The following is a 4,718-nucleotide window of genomic DNA, read 5'->3' as shown; positions in this document are numbered from 1 at the left end:
CGTGGGCAGAGTCCTTGCCACCGGCGAGGCGTTCAGTCGTCCAGCACACCACAAGGTCGGAACGAAACCGCGTCGAACTGGATAAATGACAAGCTTAACGACGGTCTCAAGTGGGCTCCTGGGTCAGTGGGTGGGATCGTCCAGCTATCCAGCGCCACTGATCCCACCTCGCCCAGCCCGACCTCATGAGCCAGTCTCCTCTTAATGGCGAGAAAACTTCGCGTCCTGTCTGGAGTACCCTTCTCGAAGGAGTGGTTCCGCGCCAACGTGGCGCAAATCCTGCCGCCACCCCACCCCATCCGCCGCGCCGCAGGTGGCGGTGATTCGGTAAAGCCCAGTGCAGGAGCCGGTTACGGTAGGCAAAGGAAGCCCTATGTCAATGGACGTCTGACGAGGGCCGAATAACGCAACTTACCTCTGCAGCGTGTCGGCTCGTCAGTTGAGGAGGCCGCGGCGGCGCGGCTTGCGCAGAGGCTCCGGCTCGTACAGGGCCAAAAGAACGGCTTCAGCCCGGTCCGGCGATTTCATGCCCCGCGCTTTCATCGCCTTCTTCGACTCGATCTGGGCGTAGCCGCTGGTCGTCGACAGCAGCTTCGGGGTAGAGAGCTGCGCGGCGGCCTTCTTGTCGACATGGAGACGCAGCCGTCCGCGTCCGGAGGACGGGTCCGGCTGGAGGAGGCTTCTGGTCGCCAACCACAGCTCATCCCGTTGACGCCACGGTCGCATGACGGCGCCGGGGTCGTCCTGGCTCGGGGACTCCGACACCATGACACCAACGATCTGCGCACGGTGCCGACCGGTCTCCGCCCACCGCTCCAACATGCTGACGACACCGTGGCCGATGCCGTTCTGGTCCACCTTGACCCGCACGGGGTGCGGGGAGTTCAGGGCGTCGGCAGGACGCTGAGCGGCATGGATCGAGGGCCACCTCGGCGACGGACACCTGATTGTCGTTCGCGGCGCCGGCGGACGCGTGCCGGAACTCCATCGCGTCACCGACGGAGCGATACACGGTGAACTCATCACCACCGTCTGCGGCCACGTCGACACCGAGGCGGACCCAGGCGCCGTCGCGGACAGTGTGCTGGGCGGTCTCGTCTTCCAGGCCGAGGTCGCACAGCCGGTGCCAGCCGTCGCCGGTGGGGTCCTCGTACGATGTGGCGGCCTCGACCCAGCTCGGCGGGATGACAATGCCGCCGCCGCCCTTGGGGAATCGCGCGTAGACCTTGGCGATCACGTACGGGTGGTCTTCGCCGTACGACCGGATGGTGCGGTCCACCCAGTCCTGATCGGGCATGTGGTCGGCGAGGGAGTGCGGGGTGCCGCCTTCGGGACAGTCGGTGCAGTACGGGGCGTGTTCGCCGGTGATCGCCGGGGACTCGAGAGAGGAGATCGGGATGGTGACGGTGGTTGGCTCGCCCGGGTCGTCGCCCTCGATGCACAGCTCCTCGAACCAGGAGGTGGGATCGTCCATCGCCGGGTTGCCGATGGCGAGCATCGCCGCGTGCCCGCCGGTCAGCAGGTTGTTGGTGCCATGGCCGATCACGGGGGCGATACCGCCCGCCTCGTCGACGATAAGCAGCAGGTGGGGCATGTGGATGCCCTGCATCGCGGCCTCGTCGTTGGCGGGCGCCGAGAAGCCGTAGGCGACGACGGCGTCCTCGCCGTACGGGTCGGGCATCTTGTACTGGACGGTGTCACAGCTTCCCGCCAAGCCAGCGCGGGGGACGACCTTGCGGATGTGCGCCCCGAGCTGGCGCTGCACCTGGCGGAAGCGGGTTGCGGTGGTGATGCACAGGGCGGTGCCGACCGGATAGACGTCGGTGAACCACACAGCGGCACGGGCAGCGAGGTGTGCGTCTTGCCGACGCCGAAACCCGCGGGGACGGCCACGCCTGCCCGGCCAGTGCGGTTCTACAGTTCCCGGCTGTGCTCGGTGGCGGTTAGCTGACCGGCTGGGTGTAGCAAGTCAGAAAGTCGCGCTCGGTCTCGGAGAGGCGGCGGGGCCGACCGGTGGTGAGGTTGTAGGCGACGATCGTGGTCGTCGCCTCGGCGTACAGGCGATCACCGTCACGGATTTCGTATGCGAGTTCGAAGGTTGCCGCAGCGCCCATGGTGACCCAAACGTGCACGTCGACAGGCTCGTCCCGGTAGTCCAGGGGGGCTCGGTAGTCCACAACGGAGCGGGCGACGACGAACGCGTTTCGGCGGCGGCCCTCCTCATCGGTGGCCAGCACTTCCCGAAACATCCTCGTGCGCGCTTCCTCCATGAACCGGAGGAAGAGGGCGTTGTTGACGTGACCGTTGGCGTCGGCGTCAGCCCACCTCAGCGGGCAGGAGTAGGTGTACCTGATCACGGGGGCTCGTTTCCACAAGGAGATCGAACAGCGGCGGGAAGGCGGTCATGCTGACTTTAAGCGTGGCCTGATGCTGCGCAGCATCAGGCCACGCCCCAGGTCAGACCTGTCCGGGCGCGCTGTGGAGTTCGGGCACAGCGTCGTTCGGAACCAGCTCACCCTGTATTTCGCCCAGCAGGCGCTGTTCTTCGTCGAGTTCGGCAAGGAGCTGCTCGACTCGGGCTGCGGCGGCTTCACGGGAAGCCGGCAGTGCGATCCGGGTCAGCATCTTCATCTCGGCTCGGGCCTCGGCCGGCAGGATCCGCGGAACCCGTGCGATGACCGTGGCGGGAGACACTTGGGTGACGCCCCATTCTCCGGGCGCCTCCTCGACAGCCCAGACGACGTTGCGCCGGGACGGCGAGAGGGTCAGCCGGCAGTCGGACGCGACCAGGCGGCTGAGGGCCGGCAGGGGGATGCCTCCCCGGCCGGCTTGCTCTGCGGCCTTGTCCGCGCTCTCCACTGCGAGGCGTGCGGTGTGGACGTCGGCGGCGCGGCGCCGTTCGGCTTCGGCGATCCGCTCCTGGGCCCGGTCCCGCTCGCGTGGCGTGTTGTGGGTCTCGTGCACCCAGGCGTTGCGCACGCCGCCCAACGCGTCGCGCTTACTGTCCGATTCGGCTTTGGCTTCGACCCAGGTCATGACCACGAATTTGCAGTCGGGCATGACGGCGGGATACGCCACGTGGCTGACGATCTCGATCGTCCTCCAGCCCAGCGTGGGTACGGTGGCCAGGAAGACGTGTCCGTCGCGGTGCTCGACCAGGTCGTCGTCCGCGTTCCAGATGTGCTCGACCTCGGGGTTCTTTCTGACGTCGTCGATGAGTTCCCGAAGATCGGCGTCGTCGCCGTGCGTGGTGAGCGCGAACCGGAGCATCCGTACGAAGACCGTGGCGTGCTTGTGCCAGTCGTGGTAAGTGGCGCGCCCCTCGGCGGTCGTGAGGGCCCAGCGGATCAGGTTGGCCCGCGGCTCCATCACCCACGGCCACAGCTCGGCCATGGCTTGGTTGTACGCGAGGATGTTCCAGTTGCGGTCGGAGAGGTAAGTGGGGCTGGGCATCTGGCCGTCCATGAGCAGCCTCAGCGCGGACGGCACCTCCTGGCGGCCCTCTGCCGGTGACCGGAGGTAGGTGCCCACGTTGTGGAGGAGCAGGGCGTGACGCTCTTCCTGGTCGAGCCCTAGCACCTCGGCGAGGGAATCGCACTGGGCCCGTGTGAAGCGCGGCGTTGCTCCGCGTTCGATGTTGCGGTAGGTCCTGACGCTGACGCCCAGGGCTCGTGCGGCGGTGGGCTGGATGATGCCGGCGGCCTTGCGCCACCGTTTCAGCATGGCGCCGAAGCCCATGTACTGACCGGCGACTCCGTCGGGCCGTACCGCGAGGACCTCCTTTCCAACAGCGTTGTCACTACTGTCGGTCCGCATCTGCGCGACCATCAGCCCTCGCTCTCGTATTGTCGACGTAGTGGGGCAGACCCGAATTCGGGCATGAAAAAAGAGGGCAGCGTAATCGCCGGCCCCCGCCCTGTCGTGTCTGCCTAAACCATACGCAATACCCAAATGATCTTGGCCACCGGCGCGGCGCGCCAGGAAATGCCCGGTTCGGGATTGAACAATCCGTCGGCGCCGATCGCCCGGAAACGGACATCTCCCCCCTCCGATGCGGACCGGCTCTCAAAATCGGCAAATCCTTGCCGCTTTTCGCCCACATCCCTCGCGACCGGACTAGACCACGCGCCGAGAATCTCCCCTCCAGTGCCCGGAGTGCCTCATTCCCCTTACAGGGCACGCCACTTGATCGGCAGCGACAAATTGATCAACTCGTACTGCGCGACTGATCTACGCGGGCAAATCGGTCAAAACGGTTCGATTGACGGCCTCGTAACGCTTGGCTTAAGACCGTGTCCTATGTGGTGAGGCGGACGTTGACTGTGTATGGGGCGGGGTACGTGGAGCTGGATTGTTCCGGACGGGCTGTGGGAGATCGCGAAGCCATTGATCCCGCCGGACCGGGTGCGGCCGCAGGGCGGCGGGACACCGAACACACCTGATGAGACGTTGTTCGCCGCGATCGTGTACGTGCTGGTCAGCGGATGTGCCTGGCGGGCCCTGCCTCCCTGTTTCGGGGTCTCGAAGTCGACCGTCCACCGCAGGTTCCTGATCTGGTCGCGGGCCGGGGTGTGGGGCCGGCTGCACGAGGCGGTCCTGCACCGGCTCGATGACGCCGGCCTGATCGACGTGACCCGCGTCGTCCTCGACTCCGCCCACGTCAGGGCGAAAAAGGGGGCGAACTCACAGGCCCGTCGCCCGTGGACCGGGGCAAGCCG

At 66.6% G+C, this 4,718-nt stretch carries 4 protein-coding genes and 1 pseudogene; 1 reads left to right on the top strand and 4 read right to left on the bottom strand.

Going from position 1 to position 4,718, the window contains the following annotated elements; genetic code table 11:
- Positions 1 to 435 precede the first annotated feature (435 nt).
- From ACZ53N_RS36400 to ACZ53N_RS36385, 4 genes are all read right to left on the bottom strand, one after another.
- Positions 436 to 693: a hypothetical protein gene (locus ACZ53N_RS36400; protein ID WP_469145004.1), complete on the bottom strand. Its 258-nt coding sequence runs from the start codon at positions 691 to 693 to the stop codon at positions 436 to 438.
- A 7-nt stretch (positions 694 to 700) separates the two neighbouring features.
- Positions 701 to 1,834: a hypothetical protein gene (locus ACZ53N_RS36395; RefSeq protein WP_469145003.1), complete on the bottom strand. Its 1,134-nt coding sequence runs from the start codon at positions 1,832 to 1,834 to the stop codon at positions 701 to 703.
- Between the two features lie 109 nt (positions 1,835 to 1,943).
- Positions 1,944 to 2,357, bottom strand: a complete 414-nt coding sequence (locus ACZ53N_RS36390; RefSeq protein WP_469145002.1) for an acyl-CoA thioesterase — start codon at positions 2,355 to 2,357, stop codon at positions 1,944 to 1,946.
- 100 nt (positions 2,358 to 2,457) lie between these two features.
- The gene (locus tag ACZ53N_RS36385) at positions 2,458 to 3,816 is read right to left on the bottom strand and encodes a helix-turn-helix transcriptional regulator (RefSeq protein WP_469145001.1); all 1,359 of its coding nucleotides are present in this window, start codon (positions 3,814 to 3,816) and stop codon (positions 2,458 to 2,460) included.
- 510 nt (positions 3,817 to 4,326) lie between these two features.
- On the opposite strand from ACZ53N_RS36385, the pseudogene ACZ53N_RS36380 reads away from it, so the two are divergent.
- Positions 4,327 to 4,718, top strand: a pseudogene (locus ACZ53N_RS36380) (transposase); the annotation flags it as partial.

Source organism: Streptomyces sp. NPDC033229 (genome assembly GCF_055576875.1).
Note: the sequence above shows the minus strand (reverse complement) of the source record. Positions and strands in the feature narration are given on the sequence as shown.